Origin of the sequence: Alkalihalobacillus sp. BA299 (assembly GCF_017745675.1) — a bacterium.
Classification (GTDB): Bacteria; Bacillota; Bacilli; order Bacillales; family Bacillaceae_F; genus Alkalihalobacterium.
This window is the reverse complement of the sequence record NZ_JAFLJM010000002.1, coordinates 58,494-75,927: the sequence shown is the minus strand read 5'-3', so window position 1 is coordinate 75,927 and position 17,434 is coordinate 58,494. Positions and strand designations below refer to the sequence as shown.

Here is a 17,434-nt window from a genome sequence, read left to right as displayed (position 1 = left end):
GAGTGCACGCTTGCCCACGTTGGTGGTAATTGGAACAATGGTTCGAATGCAGGGCTTTCCTATTGGAACTTGAACAATTCTTCTTCGAATGCGAACGTGAATATCGGCAGGCAGACTCTTATTAGATTTATAGTAATTATTGCACTTTATAATCCCTACCGCTTGGTAAAAATGCGCCGTAAAGAGCAGGGTTTAGTAGCATTGTCGAAATACCTTGAGGCTAATAAGAAAGAAGGATACTCTTGAAACGAATAGGCTACATTTACAGTAAAATATACGATATCGATAATATAAAATACGCAATAATGAAAGCATCGCTTGGAAAACGAAAGCAAAAGCGTGTTAGTGCTATTTTAAACAACATGGATTACTACGCTTATCAAATCCGAAAGATGCTTATTAATAAAACATACATCCCGTCCCAGCCACAAGTTAAAACGATACAGGATGCGTCCAATAACAAAATAAGGACAATCTACAAACCTAACTTTTATCCAGATCAGATCATTCATTGGTCTCTTATGCTGCAACTTGAACCAATCATCATGAAAGGCATGTATGAGTATAATTGTGGAAGTGTACCGAAACGTGGCACAAGTTATGGTCAAAGAGCAATCAAAAAATGGCTAAATAAGGATTACAGAAGTACAAAATACTGTTTGAAAATGGATATCAAAAAGTTTTATCCTTCTATCGATAACAAAATTCTAAAGCAGATGTTTCGAAAGAAAATTAAAGACAATGATTGTTTGTGGTTAATCGATACAATCATTGATAGCAACGAAGGTCAACCGATCGGATTTTATACCAGTCAATGGTTTGCGAACTTCTTTTTAGAGGAATTAGATCATTTAATTAAAGAACGACTAGGTGTGAAATATTACGTTCGGTATGTAGATGATCTGGTACTTTTGGGAGCAAACAAAAAGAAGCTGCACAAAGTAAGAAAAGAAGTCGAAATGTATTTGAAAAGTATCAATTTGAAACTGAAAGGAAATTGGCAGGTGTTCCGCACTAGTAAAAGAGATATCGACTTTTTAGGACTAAGGTTTTCTCGTAACAAGATCATACTGCGAAAGCGAAACGCTCTAAGAATTCGGAGAAGGATTAAAAAGATTAAAAAGAAAGGTTTCTTCTTCGAGAAGGATGCTTCAGCTGTCATATCTTATTGGGGATGGATAAGAAGAAGCAACAGCTATAATTTTTACCACAACTATATTAAACCTGTCGTAAGTATAAATCTTGCTAAGAAAGTGGTGAGTATCAATGCCAAAATACGGGCTAATCACGGAAAACGGAGATTTGTTAGTAAACTCAAAACAGCTTGATGGTTATAAACCAATTGATTTTGCAAAAATCCCTAATTTTGACCAAACGACGCATTTCGTTGAACAAGGTGTAGCTACAGATAACGGGGACTACATCAGTGTAGAGGTCGAAATAAAAGAACTACCAGCTGATTTAAATGATGGAGCGATGGATGATGGAGAAACTCTCTAAAACATGTATGGATTTATTAAAGTTGGTCGAACAACAAGAACAAGTAATAACAAAGCAAAATGAAACAATTGCGAGGCTTGTTAACGAAACGGTGGAAAAGGAAGAAATGATTAATGAGTTGATGCAAGATTACGTCGAAATATAGAACTAACGGAGGCGCGTTAGTTGCATAAAAGAAAGTGAGTCAGCACTTAGTGTTGGCTCTTTTTATTTTGGTCTGAAAGGGGTGTCACATGGAACAGCTTGCAAAAGAGAATGATGAGCGTATTCGTAATTTAGAAATTAGGATGGCTACTCAAGAACAGCGCATGGACACAGTAGCAACAGATGTAAAGGAAATCAAAAACACCCTCACATGGTTAAACCGCCTTGTCCTTGGTGCATTGGTGGTTCAGATTTTATCGTTAGTGATCGGGAAGGTGTGATATTATGCAAATTATAGATGCTCGAAGTTTAGTGCCGAAAGACAAAAAAGGTCGTGAATTAAGAAAGCGCACCAAGAAAATTAAACGGATTGTGATCCATCATGGAGCAACTAAACAAGGCTTAGATGGCACGAATTACCTTTCCTATCTTAGCTTCCATATCAACAATCTAGGATGGTCAACAGGCGGATATACCTTTGGCATTAACGATGACGGATCAATCTTACAAGGCTATGACATTGATGTGATCACCAATCACGTGGGTAACTATAATGGTGACTCATTAGGCATTGTGTTAGCTGGTGACTTTCGTGTGGAAGAACCAACACCTGAGCAATGGAATGCTTTATATTGGCTACTCAATCATTTAAAAAGTTTGTTAGGCGATGTAGAGATTGTTGGTCATTCGGAGGTACCAGGCTATTCATGGAAGCCATGCCCATCATTAGACATGAACCAAATTAGACGGAACGCAGCCAATTATTCAGAGAAAGAAATCAAAATCGAAGTACCTAAACAAATAGGAGGGGTGCAAACAATGAGTTTATTGAAACGTGGAGATAAAAGTCCGGATGTAAAAACGCTGCAGGAAAATCTAAATACTCTTGGTCACCAATCGGGAACACCAGACGGTATTTTCGGTGCTAAAACGGAAGCAGCAGTAAAATCATTCCAACGTGCATCCAATTTAACTGTAGATGGTATTGCAGGACCACAAACATTAGGCAAAATTGATGCTCTACTTAAACAGAAAAACAAGGTAACCGCACCTAAAAAAGAGTCAGCAACATTTACTCTTGGTGGTCGCAAATACACAATTCAGGAGGTGTAAGCATGGATAAAGGATCAATTACTCGTTTTGCTCTCTTGATTGTGGCTGTGATTAATGCAGTTCTAAACTTAATTGGTTATCAAACCATTCCAGAAGCATTCGTTAATGACATTGTTGCAGTCATATCGGGTGCTTATTTTATTTGGGTAGCGTGGAAAAACAATTACTTGAGCAAGAAGGGGGTCGCTCAGAAGGAAGCTCTTAAAAAGCATAACCTAGCATAAATTAAAAAGCCCTCTACACATTGTAGGGGGCTTTATTTCTTAATTTACAAATGTAGTATGTTTAGCCTTCCACTTCTCTAAAGCTATAAATAACCAGAAACTATAGATACCTAGAGTAATAACCGTTAAGAACCACCACTTAATCCAGTTCCCAAACAACCCGATTGCACTTCCATTAAACTTCAATCGTCTTCCTTCCACAACCGTATGATTAATCTTCCAGCCATAAATCATGGTTACAGCCCACGGATAACAAATACCCAAAGTCACTACAGTTACTAACCAACCTAAAATAGACCATCCAATAAATTGCAGTAAGCCACCATCGAAATAAGAGCGTAATTCCACTGTGTAAGTTTCGTTTGTGCTACTTTCTTGAACCGTTAAATTTGTAGACATCCAATTACCACCTTTACATAGTTTTTTAGAATTTACGCCTGTATGATAACATTTATTACGGTAATTGGAAATAATTATGAATTTTTATGTATTCATGGAGTTAAAATTACATAGTTATAAAAAGACAAAAAGTAAGGGAGTGATAACATGGATAAAAATAATCTGATTTTTGAACCGGTTTCGAGTGATTATGAAGATGAAATTATTATATTTCCTGAAGAAGAACCACCTAAGTTTGGATCATTTAATTATTTTAAGGAAAAGTATGACTCTAAAATAGAAAACTTGTTAGATAATTTCTTAGATGAAGAGTTAACAAAAATAATAGAAAATGAAAATTGCCCAGACTACGAAACTAAAAAATTACATTTAAAGGAACTTGCTCATTTTTATTACAAAGTTCGTAAAAAGTTTGAACTACATCAAGATAAAATAAAGTTTTAAAGTTGACCAGACTTTGTCTGGTCTTTTTTATTTGAATAATTTAAATATCCCAAAAATCATCGGCTTTTACGTTAGGGTCAATCTTCTGCAACGTATTAATTATTTTCTTTATAGTCTTGGTATTAGGATCATGGTCATAATCTCCTTTAGATAGTTTACTAATTGTTGTTTTATTAACCCCGGATGTTTTAGATAACCATTGTTGTGATATTCCTCGTTGATCTAACCACTTACCTAGTTTACTCCTCTTTTTCCCCAAGCCAAACATTATTTAACACCTCACTCATTAACTCTATTTATCTATAATTCTTGTCCAAAAATAAAATTTTTTATTCAAATTTATATAAAAAAAGTTGTAAAGTTGGACAATCCGTATTGCATAGGCTGTTATCAAGAACCATCAAATCAGCGTATAGACGTAAGTCTAGGCGAAAGGGGAGTAAGAAAATGGGGTTTCTTTCAGCTTTTTCAACGGTTATCGGAGTTGTAGCTCATCAGCAAAGAAAACGAAAAGAAAGGGTGAATACATGGCAGTATGATCACCTTATTACAAACAAAAGAATGTTTGGAATGATTGAAGAAGAACAGCCGTTTCTTTATTCATCGCAGGAACTTAACCATTTAATTGATGGAGCTCAAACATCAGAACAATGTCAAGCGGTTATTGATCATGTCGATATTTTTCACCAAAAACATGATGTATGGCATGTTGGTTCTTATTGGGAGTTAGGTGTAAAAGCAGCTGAAAAGAGAAATAAACTTCAAAGGAGAGGGTATTGATGAAAATTAATTTTCAAGCCTTAAAAAATGATCTTCCTTTTATGACTGACGATGAATTGAACGATGAAATAAACGTGTATTTAGTAAACTCGTTTCAATGCAAACTTAATAATTTTGATGCTAGAGATTGCAGAAAGGCAGTAAACATGTGCATCCAAGAGTATAAAAATAGATGGCGCAAAAATGACGGGTTTAATGAAAGGGGGGAGTGTTAATGTTAGGTAGATTTAGACGAATAAACAACACATCGAAACAAAATATTTCTTATACTCCTATTCATAATTCCAATTGGGTTAAAGGTGAAGTTGATGGACGCGAATATCAAGCAAAATTATATGATGAAGGTTCAATGTTCGGGATAGATGGGGGACGTATCAGTAAATTATGGGTTGATGGCTTATGTCATTATGATCGTGGTTGGGATGATGAACCAAGGGAAGAACATCAAGAAACATTTAATAAACTGGTGGACTTTCTTGAAAATAGACCTAAAAGGAGTTGGTTGAAATGAATAACTGGAAAGAATTAATCATTCGTTTAGATCGTCACGCTGTCGGTGCAGAAGAAGTGGCAGATATGATTTATGAATATTTGGTACGGAAATTAGAAGATGATCCAGATCACCATTATGTAGTTGAAGAAAGAATTATTGATGATATTAAGTCTTTTGTATGGAGAGGGGTGTGGGAGTAATGATTTTTACAGTCATCGGTGCTGGAATGGTTTTATATGGTGGGTATTTAATAGGATGTATTAAGAAAATGGATGAAAAGACAAATCAATTAAAGAGGGTGAAATGATGTTTGAAAAATTCGGCTGGGGAAGTTCATATGACGCTTGTGCGGATCGTGAAGAAGTAAAGGGATATGTAAATGAAAATGGATGGGATCAATTTCTGAGCAAACTTAACGAGGAGTTTCCGAATAGGAATTTATATTCTGTCAGTACACCTTGGATCGATGATAACAGTTATATTTGTAAGGCTAGAGGAACCAAAGGTGACTTAATCATTGGATGGAATGGGGTGCACCGCAAATGAAGTACCCTAAAAATCATAGTATGTTTGAGCAGTTAAATGGAGTCAATAAAGAATTGCATTATATAGTTATTGGTTTGAGAGATGTATACTACAGGTTAATTGATTTTTCGGATAGGATAGAAGACAGTAAATTGAGCGACGAATTAAAGGAAATTTCCGGTGGTATTATTACCGAATTAGAAGGAATTGACCCTGATATTTATTACTAAAGGGAGGGTTTTTGTAATGATTAAATGCCCGAAATGTGGAAGTGATGAGATCGTTTCTTATGATTTAGTTATCGGTCGTGCGATGATTTATGTAAAAACTTGGGAAGTTGATGAAGCTCCTGATCATTGCGAGCCGTGGGGTGATATTAGCGACTTAGATAGTTTTGAGTGCTGTGATTGCAATTTCGAATTTGGCCATGACGGAAAGGAAGTGAAGTCATGTTAGGCGTGGGTGAAATTATTGCTTTGGGTTCTATTGGAGTGGCATCGTTCGCTGGGGAATATGTTTTAAATAAATTAGAAAAACAAGACTTAGCTATGGTCTTATCAAAAAGTATTTCAATAGCCGGGGCAACGTACGTATTGGTCAAGATTGCAGGTTTTTTCACCTTTCTTTCTACCACATTTTTACCGTTCGGTTAACATGACGTTGGGTGAATAACAAAACGTACTATTAAATTGTTTTTATATCGGCTTTTGTCGGATTCGTTTTAAATGTAATTAATTATAGTTAGGAGTGTTGTGTGTGGTATTTGAATTGCTTTTATTTCCTGCAGCTGCCGGATTTGGTTTGGCGCTTAAGTCAGTTATCAAGAACAATCAAAAAGAAGATGTACCAAAGATTATCAAAGAAGTATTTGAGAATTTAGGTGTAGGCATTCGAAAAGGGAAAGGGAAAGAAACTTATATTCAATTTCCTAAACTTATCGCTAAACATGAAAAAGAAGAAAAACCATACGATGTTTACATTTATGGATTGCCTAAGGGGATTGCATTCGAAAGCTTTGCTCAAGTAAAAGGACCGGTTCAAGATGCTTTAGGTCGCCCATTAGTAATAGAATTTGGAGATCGAATAGTTATATTTAAAATAGCAAAACAAGATTTGCCAAGTCGAATACCATTGCAACCATTTTTAAGTAAAGAAGAAAAGTGGAGAGTTCTCATAGGCCTAAACCAATATGATGAAATCACCCATAATTTTGATGATTACCCACATGTAGTTGGAGGAGGAACCACACGATTCGGAAAAACAATTTTATTAAAAAATATTATGACTCAGCTTATATTACAAAATCCTGAAAATGTTCGTTTTTGGATTATTGATCTAAAAGGCGGTGTTGAGTTTTGGGAATTTGAAAATTTAAAACAAGTTAAGTCTGTTACGTCTAAACCGATAGAAGCACATGAGCTTTTGAAGAACTTAAATAAAAAGCTTGATAATCGGATGAAGTTCTTTAAGCGTAAAGGATATAAAAATATTGTACACACATCAATTAAACAAAGAGACTTTATCATAATCGATGAGTCGCACGACTTGTTTAGTTCAAAAGATCATGAGTTAAAGAAGCGACCTGGAAGAGGTCAACCTAATAAGAGAGAAGAAATTGAATATTATGTAGGGCGAATGGCATCGATGGGTGGAGGTTTTGGTTTTAGATTAATGGTATTTACCCAATACCCTGTAAAAGAAGCTTTGCCAATGTTTATCAAACAAAATGCGCCTGTTCGTATAGGATTTCAAGTAGCAGACCAAACAGCATCTAGAGTTGTTATGGATGATCAAGGTCTTGAAAGCTTACCAGGAATACCAGGACGTTGTATTGTAAAGAGTTTTAAGTATGAAACAGTCCAAGTGCCTGCGCCTATGGTGCGCGACAAGAAAGAGAGAAGATGGGAGTTAATTGATCATTATGAGTTAGTAAAGCAATACGAGGTGAAGAAAGTTGGGCGTAAAAAAGTTAAGTCCGAAAGAATTCGGCCGAATAAGAAGGGAACAAATCTTATGCACAATTGATAAATTAGGGTTTGTATCAACGAGTCAATTAAGGAAACTTCATAATCTAGGATCAGAAAGGAACTCACAAAAAGTTATACAAAGAATGAGTCAATATTTGCACTGTCAACGATTGCAAGAAAATGTGTTTTATTTAAATAAAAAAGGAAGGGAGTTAATCGGATCCACAAAAGTTAGAACACGCATGGAAAACATTGAACATGCGGTAATGAGGAATGAAATTTATATACAGTTTGATAAACCGGAAATATGGGAACCAGAATTTAAAATTACGGAAAATGAAACCGGGAAAACAATCTTAGTGTCCGATGTAAGGTTTAAAGCGGGTGACGCGCATTATTTAGTGGAAGTTGATCATCGGCAGCATATGATAAATAATCGAAGGAAAATTGATAAATATAAGGAAATCAAAAAAATGAATAACGGATTTCTACCTATGCTAATATGGCTAACCAAGGTAGATAGTCGACAAAAAACATTAGAAGAATACATGGAGCAAAAAGGGATAGAAGGTTATGTAATGACACTAAATGATGTGTACTAAGTTATTGGTGGTGGTGCATCATGAGTAAACGTAAGGTGGTTAGTTTCGAGGAAAAGGATAGTAAGATATTAGAATATGCTTTGAGGCAACACGGAAGCTTTTCAGACTATATTAAACGATTGATTGAGCAAGATATGCGTTCTCCTAAAAAAGCGGTTAGAAAACCAAATATTTATGAATTGTATTTAGAGAAAAGATAAGCCCACTTTTTGTGGGCTTTTATACGTTCTCATGGTTGGTTATTTGTGGATCAGGTAAAACGGAGATGTTATTTCAAGGCATGGCTAAAGCTATAGCAGCAAGAAAAAGAGTACTCGTTGCCGCGCCGCGCACGGATGTAGTCATTGAATTAACGCCACGTTTAAAAGCCGCATTTCCAACAACCTCAGTGGTGTCACTTTACGGTGGGAGCGAAGACAAAGGAAAAGATGGTCAACTTGTTATATCTACCACGCACCAACTCCTGCGCTACCGCAACTACTTCGATGTCGTCATTGTCGATGAAGTCGACGCCTTTCCGTATTCCTATGATAAAAGCCTGCAGTTTGCTGTACAGAAAGCGCAAAAAGATAATGGAGTCACTGTATTTTTAACCGCCACCCCCTCTGCTGAACTAAAAAAGATCCCTCAAGTCAAAGTCCCTAAACGCTATCATGGCTATCCGCTACCGGTGCCTAAATTTCAATGGTGTGGTAATTGGAAAAAACAACTTAATAAAAAACGTCTACCTCTAAGTGTAGAACGCTGGTTAAAAGAACGGTCGGAAAACAGGAAGCAAGTATTTTTATTTGTACCTGCCATTGAAGTTGGTGAGCAGCTTGTCCGAATCTTAAGTATGCAAGGCATCGATTATGAGAGTGTCCATGCAGAAGATGAAGCGCGGCATCAAAAGGTTGAGAAATTTCGAAAAGGTGAAATCCAGCTGTTAATTACGACGACTATTTTAGAGCGTGGGGTGACCGTTCCGAATATTGATGTCGCTGTATTGGGAGCTGAAGACGTCATTTTTACCGAAAGTGCACTAGTGCAAATTGCTGGTCGTGTTGGGCGCCATAATGATTTTCCTAGTGGCGATATCGTTTTCTTTCATTTTGGAAAAACGATGGCGATGATCGAGGCTAAGCGCCATATTGAAAAAATGAATGAGGAAGGCGGTTTTTAAATTCGATGAACCAGTGCCTTTACTGTTACACACCGATACGAACGAAAGCAAGTTGGGCAGCATTCTTTGGATTGGAGGCTGAGACTCTGCTTTGTGAGACGTGCCGTAGCAACCTTGAACGTTTAGTGCCACCACTGTGCGGAAAATGTGGAAGATCGCTCAGTAAATTAGATGAAAAATTTTATGAAGACGGGATTTGCCGTGACTGCACACGCTGGGAGGAGAATGTGCAGTGGCAGGGGATCTTAACGAGAAATCGATCGGTGTACCAATACAATCCCTTTTTAAAGGAAGTAACAGCTCAGTTTAAATATCGGGGAGATTATGCACTTGGTGCGGTGTTTGCATCGCAGCTATTAGTCAGTTTTGGGAGTGAATTTAAAGGGAGTCTTCTTGTGCCGATCCCACTAAGTAAACAACGACTGTATGAGCGCGGCTTCAACCAGGCGGACGTGCTGTGCCAATTCATTGGAAATTCAGTACCTGCACTGCACCGCACCAACCACGAAGAAAAGCAAAGTAAGCGCAACCGTGCCGACCGTATTAATCGTAAAGAAAACCCATTTGCAGTAGTGAGTCATTTTCAAAAGCAGATTGAATCGGTACACATCACACTTGTAGATGATATTTATACGACGGGGTCGACGGTACGCTACGCGGCAAAAGCATTACTTGACTGTGGGGCACAGTCGGTATCGTCACTGACAGTCGCGCGGGGGTAGCTTGAGATAGCAGGGGAGAGGTAGGTTTCGGTGAAAGGGTTTAAAATTGTTGTTTCCTGAGTTATTTAAAGTAATCCTTCCCCCAAATATCCGCAGAAAATCGATGACGATAAAGAAATACCTAAAAAAAAATTCCATTGTGCCGATATAACTGATATAGACTAAAATTTACGATTTTAGAGATCGCCATCATGTGCACATTTTATCAATTCGAATATTCATGCGACTAAGCATACGGTCATGCAGTGATCGGCCATTGGCAATAAATGAATCCATCAGCAAAAGGATATAATAGGTAAAGCAGGGGGAGAAGTGTATGCCTAATTTAGAAAATTGTCCGAGGTGTGGGGGCCTCTTTATCAAAGCATTACGTTCGATATGTGATAAATGCCATAAAGAAGTAGATCAGATGTTCCAAACCGTTTACACGTTTATACGAAAAAGGGACAATCGAAAAGCTAGCCTACAAGAAGTCGTTGAAGCAACTGGAGTAAAAGAAGAATACATTTTTCAATTTATTCGCGAGGGTCGTTTGCAATTAGCTGAGTTTCCTAACTTAGGTTATCCTTGTGATTCATGTGGGAAACTCATTCGTGAAGGAAAGCTTTGTACAAGTTGTTTTTCAAATTTAAAAAAGGATTTAGAACAACATCACAAAGAACAGGAAATTGCAGAACGTCATCAAAAGAAAGAACATTCAACGAGAATGACCTACCACTTATTTAATGATGATTTGAGAAAAAAGTAGGATTAATATTAAATGGATTTTAGACGATAGAAAAGAAAACGGATCATTTTTAAAGACAAAGAATTTAAATAAAGAAAGGAGTGTCATCAATGAAAATCAACCCATATCAATCGATTCAAAATAATCCGTATCGTAAGCAAGTGGAAAAACAAACGTCTACTAACGAAACGAGTACGAAGAAAGATCAAATTCAAATTTCAAAAGCAGCTTTAGAGCTTCAACAAAGTACAAGAATTGATGCTGCTCGTCAAGAAAAAGTCAGTGAATTAAAAGAAAAAATTCAATCGGGTACTTATAAAGTCGATGCACAGGCAGTAGCTAATAAGCTTTATGACTATTGGATGAAAGCATAGTAGAAGCAGTAAGGAGAGATGAGCATGTCAGCAAAAGCAGTCATAAAGGTGTTAGCAGACTTAATCAAATTGCACCAAGTATTAAATGAGATTGCTGTTGAAAAAACTGAAATTGTAAAAAAAGGGGAAATGCCTGCTCTTGATCTGCTCATCAAAAAAGAAGTGGCACTTATCCAGCAGCTGAGAAAGTTAGAAGAGAATCGCATGCTTGTAGTCGAACAATTTTTTACTGATAAGGGACTGGTAACAGAAGACGTGACGATGGATCAACTGATTGAACACGCCCCTAAAGATGAACAATCATTACTTTTAAAGCTTTACAGGGCGCTCTTATCTGAAATTGATACGTTAAAAAAGAATAATGAGCTTAATCAGCAGCTTATTGAAGATTCGTTGCGGTTTGTGAACCTTTCCCTTGATTTATTAACTCCAGAGCCTGATGATGTCAATTATCAACGCCCAACCAAAAGCAATAATGATACAGTGGCAAGTCGTTCTATTTTCGATTCAAAGGCCTAAGCTTTATAGTTTGTTAGAGAGAGAAACGGAGGAACATACATGATTTCATCATTTCACGGATTGGAGACAGCACGCCGTAGTTTAATGGCTCATCAAGGTGCTCTTCAAACGACTGGACACAATATAGCGAATGCAAATACACCTGGTTACTCCCGGCAGCGTGTGAATTTAACACCAGGGGAGCCATTCCCTGGTCAATCTTTTTCTCGACCGGGGATTCCCGGACAAATAGGGACGGGAGTTCAAGTCGATTCTATACAAAGATATCGTGAACAATTTCTTGATCTACAATTTCGCAATGAAAATTCAAAGCATGGATTTTGGGACGCTCGGTTTGAAGCTCTTCATAAAATGGAAGATATTTTAAATGAACCTTCTGAAGATGGAATTGCGAAAACGATGGACAAGTTTTGGAATGCCTTACAGGATTTGTCGGTTCATCCTGAAGATTCTGGTGCGCGCTCTGTCGTACGACAGCAAGGATACGCACTAGCAGATACTTTTAACTATGCAGCGGATTCATTAACGACAGTACAGCGTGATATCCAAAAAGAAATTGATGGCAATGTCCATGAAATGAATACTTTAATTCGCCAAATTAATAATATTAATCTACAAATCGCAAAGGTAGAGCCGCATGGATATGTACCAAATGATCTATACGATCGTAGAGATGTATTAGTAGATGAAATTTCAAAGCTTGCTAATATAAGAGTTGAGAGAGTTGATAGTGGTGGAAATCCATCGAGTGTAGCAGAAGGTTTATATAATATTAAGTTAGCAGATGAAAATGGTCGTGATGTCGGGGTTACGTTAGTAGATGCAAGAAACTTTCAGACGAATGAGGCACAAGTAAAGTATCAAGAAATGGAAAATGGAGAAAAAGGGTTAATTGAAAAAATCTATTTTGGCTCACCTGATGCCTTCTCTTCCAATCCTGACTTAGATGCAGCAGGAGGTATAGTTGCATTTCGAGTGGATGAGTTTAATGCGCATGGCAAGCTCGTTGCTAACATGGAGTCATACGGTTTCTTTGGAGCAGGAGGTCAAGAGTTTGGTCTGTATCCAAATATGTTAAACCAGCTTGATGTGATGGTATATACATTTGTCCAAGAGTTCAACTCGCTTCACCAGGCAGGGTGGAATTTAGATGATATTAAGGATGGAATCAAAGGACCTGGTATCGACTTTTTCACATATAAAGGAGATACTGATCGTTTGCCAACGAGTGACGATCCCCGTGGTGCTGCGTCAAAGCTGCAGTTATCAGCAGATATTAGAAACTCACTGGACAAAATTGCCGCATCATCGAATGGAACAACTGTTTATGGGTCGATGACACCTAGTGATCCTGCTTATACAGGAGCTAATCCAAACGTTAGCGGCGTATATACAGGTACTGGCCCAGATACAGTAGAAGTGCAATACGTTTCTGCCAATGATCAATGGCAATACCAAGTAAATGGTGCTGATTGGGCAGCGATGCCAAGTGATTTTACCGTTAATGGAATTACTATTAATGTTAGTGCGATGGATAAAAATAATGCTTTGGATAATACGGTTTGGTCGATTTCGGATTTAGTGAATGGTGCTCAGACGATTGGTTATGCAGGAGACGGTTCTAATGCACTTGCTTTAGCTAATGTAAAAGACAGAACGTTAAATTATGGTGGCTCCACAACAAATGTACAAAGCTTTTATCAAGGGATCATTGGAGATATGGCCGTCAATACAAATGAAGCAGACCGGATGAAGCGTAATGCAGATACGTTACGTACGGCAGTAGAAGAGCGGAGGATGGCGGCGAGTAACGTATCTCTCGACGAAGAAATGACGAATATTATTAAATACCAGCATGCGTACAATGCAGCTGCGAGAAATATAACGATGGTCGACGATATGCTTGACCGTATTATTAATCGAATGGGCCGTTCGGGTCTATAAGCGAGGTAGATGAATAAAAATGCGTGTTACTCAATCGATGCTTTCAGCAAATACATTACGACACATTAACCAAGGCTATGAACGTTTAGGTAAGCTTCAAGATCAGCTTTCAAGCCAAAAGAAAATAACGCGTGCTCATCAAGATCCAGTTGTGGCGATGAAGGGAATGCGTTATCGTACACAAGTGACTGAGGTAGATCAGTTTAAGCGGAATTTAGCGGAAGTATATAATTGGATGGATAGTGCTGATTCGGCTTTAGATATTACGACACAAGCTATGCATCGGATCCGTGAATTAGCCGTCCAAGCATCGAACGATACGTATGAACCGACACAGCGAGCGAATATTGCAAAAGAAATCGAACAGCTTCGTGTTCATATCGAGTCGATGGCGAATACAAAATCGAACAATAAGTATATTTTTAACGGATCTAACACGATGAATGCTCCTGTAGACGCTAGTAAAATGAATGTGGGTACAGGGGAAATTCCTAATTACGATACCGATCAGTTAGAGGTTTCTTTTAACGGAAAAGTGTTTCAATTAGATAGTGTCAATGATGATGATTATGTGTATGTTAACGGGAATGAAACAATCACAGTCGATGTCGCAACGGATTCGATCACTCATATATCACCTGATCCAAAAAACACGACGAATCCACCAGAGATGGTTTCTAAGCAATTAAAAGAATGGGAAGTCGCAGTCTCCGAAAAAAAAGCTGTTTCAACTAATCAACAAGGGGTTGAAATTGAAATTTTAAAAGGGGTGACCCTTCCGGTAAACGTTACACCACAAAATATTTTCTCTAATGCGTTATTTGGTGACATCATTCGTCTAGAAAATGCATTAAAGGACCCTTCAACCAAGGGTGAAGACATTACGAAGCTAGTAGGTAACTTTGATAAGCATATTGATCAATTTGTCGCTGAACGTGCAGAACTCGGTGCTCGAATCAACCGAGTTGAAATGATTGATAGTCGCCTTATGGAACAGGAAGTCATTGCAAGACGCATCATGTCTAATAATGAAGATGCAGATATGGAACGAGTCATTGTTGATTTAATGACACAAGAAAGTGTACATCGTTCGGCACTATCTGCTGGTGCACGAATCATGCAGCCGACGTTACTGGACTTTTTAAGATAATGGATGAACCTAGTGGTGCTTTAACATAGATTGAAGGTGACTAAAAAAGCAAAGTGTCTAGGTAGCCCAGCCCCAAAGATATAATGGGGGTAAAAATGAGGAACGTAGCCACGTATAAGTCACCTGCTTCTCTTTTAAAAGGAGGGAATTTCGGTGGAACTCGCTCAACTAAATATATCAACAACTCGTGCAGAAATCGCTATCCAGTCTCAAAAGCCCTTAATGCGCATTCAACAGCAGCATGCAGACTTCAAGATCCGCCAGCCGCACACGGACCACATACAGATTAGTAAACGGGCATCGAAATTGTATATTGATCAAGCACAGTCATTTGCAGATGCTAATTTAAAAGGAATTTCTAGATTCCTTAATGATGTTGTTCAAAATGGCGAGCAAAAAGCTTTGCAGTATATTGCCAAAATCGCTCAACAAGGTGACCAATTGATGAAAATCGAAAATGGTCAAGGAGCGCTCCAGCAAATTGCCAAAACTAACAGTCAGTTAAAAACCTATGACTTTAACGTTGGCTCAATGCCAAGACCGTTTTCTGTGAAGTTCAACTATGATCCAGGTGAGATAAACATTACTGCTAACCGAGGGGAAGTGAAGGTCCAAGTGAAACCAAATCCTACTCGTGTCGAAATTCCAAAGTGGCAGACTGAAGCCTATATGACTCAGAAAAATAAGATATCATTTCAGGCAGTAGGGGCGCTGGTTAATAAAGGTTTATAAACAAATTTACTAAGACAGTCACCTTGTCCAATTTGGGTGGCTTTTTATATGCAACTCTTCATTGTTCCCAGTTTAGTTAAATAAACGAATGCAAAGATTGCGTTAGCGAATGACTTTTCTATAAAATGGTATGATAGATGTATACATAAGAAAGTTGTGGTGATTTAAGTGAAGGTTCAAACTAAGTTTATCGGGGAAGTAGACGTTCATGCAGAAGAGATCATAACTTTTGTAAGAGGACTTCCCGCATTTGAGGATGAAACAGAATTTGTAATACTTCCATTTGCAGAAGGTACGCCATTTTACATTTTACAATCTCTGAAAACGGTTAATACTGCATTTATTGTCGTTAATCCATTCCATTTTTTCAATGATTATTCTGTTAAGCTTACGGATAGTACGATAGAAAAATTAACCATTGAAAAAGAAGAAGATGTTGCCATTTATACGATTGTCAACATCAAAGAACCATTTGCTGAATCAACGGTAAATCTGCAAGGTCCGATTGTCATTAATACAGCTAATCAAAAGGGAACTCAATTTGTAATGGTTGAAAGCGATTATGGCACAAAGCATAATCTAATTCCAAAGGAAACCACCAAGGTGGGGGAGGGGAAGTAGATGCTCGTATTAACGAGAAAAAAGAACCAATCGATTACGATTGGAGATGACATTGAAATTACCATCCTTGCCGTTGACGGTGAACAGGTGAAGATCGGTATTGCTGCACCGAGGGAGTTAGAAATCCATCGGAAAGAAGTATATCTTGCCATTCAAGAGGAAAACAGCCAAGCAGCTGCCAACGTGTCGGTCGCAGGCTTGCAAGATTATTTAAAAGGGTTATAGAGAAACTAAGAATATGACGACAGTTTTTGCCAGGATCAGGCGAATGCTGTCTTTTTTTATTAAGTTTTTATAAGGATCTCTTTAACTTAATTTTACAGTAGCTTTATATTGCTTTGCTACAATGAGTGAAAGAAGAGTTGGAGGGATAGGTATGAAGGTCCGAAAAGCAATCATTCCGGCAGGTGGATTAGGCACTCGTTTTCTACCAGCAACGAAAGCCCAACCGAAAGAAATGCTCCCAATCGTTGATAAACCAACCATTCAGTACATCGTTGAAGAAGCTGTACGATCAGGAATAGAGGATATTTTAATCGTAAGTGGTCGTGGGAAGCGAGCGATTGAAGATCATTTTGACAAATCATATGAACTAGAAAATGCACTAGCAGTTAAAGAAAAATGGGAGCTGCTTGAAGAGGTCCAATCAATTTCCAATATGGCAAATATTCATTATATCCGGCAAAAGGAACCGCTTGGTCTAGGTCACGCCATTTTATGCTGCCGTTCGTTTGTCGGTAATGAGCCGTTTGCCGTACTCCTCGGTGATGATATTGTCCTTTCAGAAGTTCCGTGTCTCCAACAATTAATCCATGTTTATGATCGGTATCACTCTTCTGTCGTTGGCGTTCAGGAAGTATCCAATGAAGAGGTTTCGAAATACGGAATTATAGACCCGAACGGTGCTGAAGTTGACCACGGAGTCAAGCATATTCGCGGACTCGTTGAAAAGCCATCGATGGAAAATGCCCCTTCAAATGATGCGATTATGGGTCGATATGTTTTGCGCCCCGAAATATTTGACTATCTTGAACAGCAGCAGCCAGGAGCAGGCGGTGAAATTCAACTTACTGATGCTATTAATGAAATGAACTGTCACCATGCTGTCCTTGCCTACAATTTTCAAGGCTTACGTTACGATATCGGCGACAAGTTCGGCTTTATTAAAGCGACAGTTGATTTTGCCCTTCGACGTGAAGACTTAAAAGAGCATGTGAAAAATTACATCTCTGCACTGATGGTTAAGTTATAGGTGGAGGATCAGGCACTGTAATGATTTAAAATATGAAAAA

At 38.0% G+C, this 17,434-nt stretch carries 31 protein-coding genes; 29 read left to right on the top strand and 2 right to left on the bottom strand.

Features of this window, described 5'->3' with window-relative positions:
* Positions 1 to 242: 242 nt before the first annotated feature.
* From J0N78_RS02765 to J0N78_RS02740, 6 genes are all read left to right on the top strand, one after another.
* A complete protein-coding gene (locus J0N78_RS02765; RefSeq protein WP_209121498.1) occupies positions 243 to 1,328 on the top strand; it encodes an RNA-directed DNA polymerase in 1,086 nt (361 codons plus the stop codon).
* A complete protein-coding gene (locus J0N78_RS02760) occupies positions 1,303 to 1,500 on the top strand; it encodes a hypothetical protein (RefSeq protein ID WP_209121497.1) in 198 nt (65 codons plus the stop codon). Before J0N78_RS02765 ends, J0N78_RS02760 begins: the two co-directional genes overlap by 26 nt.
* A complete protein-coding gene (locus tag J0N78_RS02755; protein ID WP_209121496.1) occupies positions 1,484 to 1,645 on the top strand; it encodes a hypothetical protein in 162 nt (53 codons plus the stop codon). The genes J0N78_RS02760 and J0N78_RS02755 overlap by 17 nt, the downstream gene beginning before the upstream one ends.
* Positions 1,646 to 1,733: 88 nt before the next feature.
* Positions 1,734 to 1,925 (top strand): hemolysin XhlA family protein, encoded by a 192-nt coding sequence (locus tag J0N78_RS02750; protein ID WP_209121495.1) that lies wholly within the window; start codon positions 1,734 to 1,736, stop codon positions 1,923 to 1,925.
* Positions 1,926 to 1,929: 4 nt separating this feature from the next.
* Positions 1,930 to 2,757 (top strand): peptidoglycan recognition protein family protein, encoded by an 828-nt coding sequence (locus tag J0N78_RS02745; protein WP_209121494.1) that lies wholly within the window; start codon positions 1,930 to 1,932, stop codon positions 2,755 to 2,757.
* Positions 2,758 to 2,759: 2 nt separating this feature from the next.
* Complete coding sequence (locus tag J0N78_RS02740; RefSeq protein ID WP_209121493.1) at positions 2,760 to 2,981, top strand: phage holin; 222 nt, start codon at positions 2,760 to 2,762, stop codon at positions 2,979 to 2,981.
* 39 nt (positions 2,982 to 3,020) lie between these two features.
* Here the strand turns inward: J0N78_RS02740 and J0N78_RS02735 are convergent, their stop codons facing one another.
* Positions 3,021 to 3,380 carry a YjgN family protein gene (locus J0N78_RS02735; RefSeq protein WP_209121492.1) on the bottom strand — a complete coding sequence of 120 codons (360 nt, stop codon included), beginning with the start codon at positions 3,378 to 3,380 and terminating at the stop codon, positions 3,021 to 3,023.
* A 147-nt stretch (positions 3,381 to 3,527) separates the two neighbouring features.
* On the opposite strand from J0N78_RS02735, the gene J0N78_RS02730 reads away from it, so the two are divergent.
* The gene (locus J0N78_RS02730) at positions 3,528 to 3,824 is read left to right on the top strand and encodes a hypothetical protein (protein WP_209121491.1); all 297 of its coding nucleotides are present in this window, start codon (positions 3,528 to 3,530) and stop codon (positions 3,822 to 3,824) included.
* Between the two features lie 40 nt (positions 3,825 to 3,864).
* On the opposite strand, the gene J0N78_RS02725 is transcribed toward J0N78_RS02730, so the two are convergent.
* Positions 3,865 to 4,092 carry a helix-turn-helix transcriptional regulator gene (locus J0N78_RS02725; protein ID WP_209121490.1) on the bottom strand — a complete coding sequence of 76 codons (228 nt, stop codon included), beginning with the start codon at positions 4,090 to 4,092 and terminating at the stop codon, positions 3,865 to 3,867.
* 179 nt (positions 4,093 to 4,271) lie between these two features.
* On the opposite strand from J0N78_RS02725, the gene J0N78_RS02720 reads away from it, so the two are divergent.
* The 22 genes from J0N78_RS02720 (at position 4,272) to galU (ending at position 17,394) form a co-directional block, all read left to right on the top strand.
* Entirely contained in the window at positions 4,272 to 4,604 is a 333-nt protein-coding gene (locus J0N78_RS02720; RefSeq protein WP_209121489.1) for a hypothetical protein, read from the top strand.
* A complete protein-coding gene (locus tag J0N78_RS02715) occupies positions 4,604 to 4,819 on the top strand; it encodes a hypothetical protein (RefSeq protein WP_209121488.1) in 216 nt (71 codons plus the stop codon). Before J0N78_RS02720 ends, J0N78_RS02715 begins: the two co-directional genes overlap by 1 nt.
* The gene (locus tag J0N78_RS02710; protein ID WP_209121487.1) at positions 4,819 to 5,115 is read left to right on the top strand and encodes a DUF7678 domain-containing protein; all 297 of its coding nucleotides are present in this window, start codon (positions 4,819 to 4,821) and stop codon (positions 5,113 to 5,115) included. Before J0N78_RS02715 ends, J0N78_RS02710 begins: the two co-directional genes overlap by 1 nt.
* Entirely contained in the window at positions 5,112 to 5,297 is a 186-nt protein-coding gene (locus tag J0N78_RS02705) for a hypothetical protein (RefSeq protein ID WP_209121486.1), read from the top strand. Before J0N78_RS02710 ends, J0N78_RS02705 begins: the two co-directional genes overlap by 4 nt.
* Positions 5,298 to 5,403: 106 nt before the next feature.
* Complete coding sequence (locus J0N78_RS02700; protein ID WP_209121485.1) at positions 5,404 to 5,643, top strand: hypothetical protein; 240 nt, start codon at positions 5,404 to 5,406, stop codon at positions 5,641 to 5,643.
* Positions 5,640 to 5,852 (top strand): hypothetical protein, encoded by a 213-nt coding sequence (locus J0N78_RS02695; RefSeq protein WP_209121484.1) that lies wholly within the window; start codon positions 5,640 to 5,642, stop codon positions 5,850 to 5,852. The genes J0N78_RS02700 and J0N78_RS02695 overlap by 4 nt, the downstream gene beginning before the upstream one ends.
* 16 nt (positions 5,853 to 5,868) lie before the next feature.
* Positions 5,869 to 6,078: a hypothetical protein gene (locus tag J0N78_RS02690; RefSeq protein ID WP_209121483.1), complete on the top strand. Its 210-nt coding sequence runs from the start codon at positions 5,869 to 5,871 to the stop codon at positions 6,076 to 6,078.
* Positions 6,072 to 6,275: a hypothetical protein gene (locus tag J0N78_RS02685; RefSeq protein ID WP_209121482.1), complete on the top strand. Its 204-nt coding sequence runs from the start codon at positions 6,072 to 6,074 to the stop codon at positions 6,273 to 6,275. Before J0N78_RS02690 ends, J0N78_RS02685 begins: the two co-directional genes overlap by 7 nt.
* A gap of 103 nt (positions 6,276 to 6,378) precedes the next feature.
* Positions 6,379 to 7,647, top strand: coding sequence for an FtsK/SpoIIIE domain-containing protein (locus tag J0N78_RS02680; protein ID WP_209121481.1), 1,269 nt, complete (start codon positions 6,379 to 6,381; stop codon positions 7,645 to 7,647).
* Complete coding sequence (locus J0N78_RS02675; RefSeq protein ID WP_209121480.1) at positions 7,577 to 8,191, top strand: replication-relaxation family protein; 615 nt, start codon at positions 7,577 to 7,579, stop codon at positions 8,189 to 8,191. Before J0N78_RS02680 ends, J0N78_RS02675 begins: the two co-directional genes overlap by 71 nt.
* A gap of 20 nt (positions 8,192 to 8,211) precedes the next feature.
* Entirely contained in the window at positions 8,212 to 8,391 is a 180-nt protein-coding gene (locus J0N78_RS02670) for a hypothetical protein (RefSeq protein ID WP_209121479.1), read from the top strand.
* Positions 8,392 to 8,402: 11 nt separating this feature from the next.
* A complete protein-coding gene (locus tag J0N78_RS02665) occupies positions 8,403 to 9,353 on the top strand; it encodes an ATP-dependent helicase ComFA (protein ID WP_307794890.1) in 951 nt (316 codons plus the stop codon).
* Between the two features lie 227 nt (positions 9,354 to 9,580).
* On the top strand, positions 9,581 to 10,075 hold the full coding sequence (locus J0N78_RS02660; RefSeq protein ID WP_209121477.1) for a ComF family protein: 495 nt from the start codon (positions 9,581 to 9,583) through the stop codon (positions 10,073 to 10,075).
* Positions 10,076 to 10,391: 316 nt separating this feature from the next.
* A complete protein-coding gene (locus J0N78_RS02655; protein ID WP_209121476.1) occupies positions 10,392 to 10,823 on the top strand; it encodes a TIGR03826 family flagellar region protein in 432 nt (143 codons plus the stop codon).
* A gap of 89 nt (positions 10,824 to 10,912) precedes the next feature.
* Entirely contained in the window at positions 10,913 to 11,176 is a 264-nt protein-coding gene (gene flgM, locus J0N78_RS02650; RefSeq protein ID WP_209121475.1) for a flagellar biosynthesis anti-sigma factor FlgM, read from the top strand.
* A gap of 24 nt (positions 11,177 to 11,200) precedes the next feature.
* Positions 11,201 to 11,695 (top strand): flagellar protein FlgN, encoded by a 495-nt coding sequence (locus J0N78_RS02645; RefSeq protein WP_209121474.1) that lies wholly within the window; start codon positions 11,201 to 11,203, stop codon positions 11,693 to 11,695.
* A gap of 39 nt (positions 11,696 to 11,734) precedes the next feature.
* On the top strand, positions 11,735 to 13,639 hold the full coding sequence (gene flgK / locus J0N78_RS02640; protein ID WP_209121473.1) for a flagellar hook-associated protein FlgK: 1,905 nt from the start codon (positions 11,735 to 11,737) through the stop codon (positions 13,637 to 13,639).
* A 19-nt stretch (positions 13,640 to 13,658) separates the two neighbouring features.
* Positions 13,659 to 14,789 carry a flagellar hook-associated protein FlgL gene (gene flgL / locus J0N78_RS02635; RefSeq protein WP_209121472.1) on the top strand — a complete coding sequence of 377 codons (1,131 nt, stop codon included), beginning with the start codon at positions 13,659 to 13,661 and terminating at the stop codon, positions 14,787 to 14,789.
* A gap of 153 nt (positions 14,790 to 14,942) precedes the next feature.
* Positions 14,943 to 15,521 carry a DUF6470 family protein gene (locus J0N78_RS02630; RefSeq protein ID WP_209121471.1) on the top strand — a complete coding sequence of 193 codons (579 nt, stop codon included), beginning with the start codon at positions 14,943 to 14,945 and terminating at the stop codon, positions 15,519 to 15,521.
* A 168-nt stretch (positions 15,522 to 15,689) separates the two neighbouring features.
* Complete coding sequence (gene fliW, locus J0N78_RS02625; RefSeq protein WP_209121470.1) at positions 15,690 to 16,142, top strand: flagellar assembly protein FliW; 453 nt, start codon at positions 15,690 to 15,692, stop codon at positions 16,140 to 16,142.
* Positions 16,143 to 16,367, top strand: a complete 225-nt coding sequence (gene csrA / locus J0N78_RS02620; protein ID WP_209121469.1) for a carbon storage regulator CsrA — start codon at positions 16,143 to 16,145, stop codon at positions 16,365 to 16,367.
* A 151-nt stretch (positions 16,368 to 16,518) separates the two neighbouring features.
* On the top strand, positions 16,519 to 17,394 hold the full coding sequence (galU, locus tag J0N78_RS02615) for a UTP--glucose-1-phosphate uridylyltransferase GalU (protein ID WP_209121468.1): 876 nt from the start codon (positions 16,519 to 16,521) through the stop codon (positions 17,392 to 17,394).
* The last annotated feature ends 40 nt before the right edge of the window (positions 17,395 to 17,434 follow it).